Annotated in this window: 1 protein-coding gene; it reads right to left on the bottom strand. The window is 27.2% G+C overall.

The features are described from left to right. Positions 1–126 precede the first annotated feature (126 nt). A complete protein-coding gene (locus ACK2WN_RS12125) occupies positions 127–1,044 on the bottom strand; it encodes a ribonuclease Z (RefSeq protein ID WP_416155695.1) in 918 nt (305 codons plus the stop codon). Positions 1,045–1,418: the final 374 nt, after the last annotated feature.

The raw sequence follows: 1,418 nt of genomic DNA, 5'->3' as shown, positions 1-1,418 counted from the left end.
GCGACCACACATTTTTTAATTCTTGTCAACATTTTTATAAAATAAAAAGACCCCATATTATTTCTAATATTGAGGTCTTTATGTTTTTCTACTAACTTAATGACATTGGCTTGTAGCCCCTTTTTATTATTCTTCAGGATATTTTATTTGAGTACTGAATCGATCATATCCTATTATAGTGTTTTCAAATACAGATTTTGCGTTGTTTTCAAAAACATCTGGCTCTTCAATAGAAGGGCTAAAATGAGTTAGAAGTAATTGTTTGACATTTCCCATTACAGCAAGTGATGCAGCCTCTCTAAACAGCATATGCTTGTTTTTAATAGCCTTTGAAATATCCATTTCGTCACCGTACATAGCTTCACAGATGAATAAATCAGCATCCTCTATAAATTCTGGTATAGTATCCAATGGTCTAGTATCTGTAATCATAGAAATTTTTATACCTTTTCTATCATCTCCAAGAACCATATCAGGTGTATAATTTACATCACCATCCATAATAGTCATTCCTTTTTGTAACATATTCCAGTATTTTCTAGGAACATTGTTTAACTGAGCCTTTTCAATATTAAATTTTGGATGCCTAGCAAAATAAAAATTATATCCTATACATTCAGTTGAATGTTCTAATTCTATTGTTTCTATAGATAAATCTGATAAAATTGGATCTACAAGAGAGAATCTACCCTCTGGATTTTCAATTATATTCAATTTATATGGTAGTGTGATAAGAACTTGTATAGCATCCATAGCTTCTTTTATACCTACAGGACCAATAATTGTTACGGGTTTCTTTCTTTCACTATTTCCCATCGTAGAAAGCAATCCTATAAGACCTATTATATGATCACCATGAGTATGTGTTATGCAGATTAAATCTATATCCTTAAAACCGCAGCCTTTCATTTTCATAGATACTTGTGTGCCCTCTCCACAATCTACTAAAATTTTTCTCCCATTAAAATTCATAAAAAGAGAAGATAAAAATCTATTTGGTAGTGGAACATTTCCACCACATCCTAAAAGAGTTAAATTAACCATATTACCTCCTAAAATACTAATAAAATTACAATAAATTAAAATATTATACTTGTTTAATAAAATTATATTAAAAAAATGATAAAAAAATCTTATTAAAGTTAAAATTGTAACTTATTTGTAATTATAAAATCTGAAATATATAATATAATAATTGTAACATCAATATGATTAAAATAAATATATTTTTGCTATAATAAAAGTAGGAAAATGATTTTTTCTTAAAAAATGAAAATTGACAGTGACTACATAAACACCTAATTTTGGGTTTTGTTAACTTGATATGAAAAAAATACTCTCGAAACAAAAAATAAATCGATGGGTTAAACTTGATTTCAAAAATTTTAAAAAATTGCACAACAAATAAACCTAACAAA

The organism is Peptacetobacter sp. AB800 (assembly GCF_047807365.1).
In the GTDB taxonomy this organism is placed as follows: domain Bacteria; phylum Bacillota; class Clostridia; order Peptostreptococcales; family Peptostreptococcaceae; genus Peptacetobacter.
This window is presented reverse-complemented; position numbering and strand designations above follow the sequence as displayed.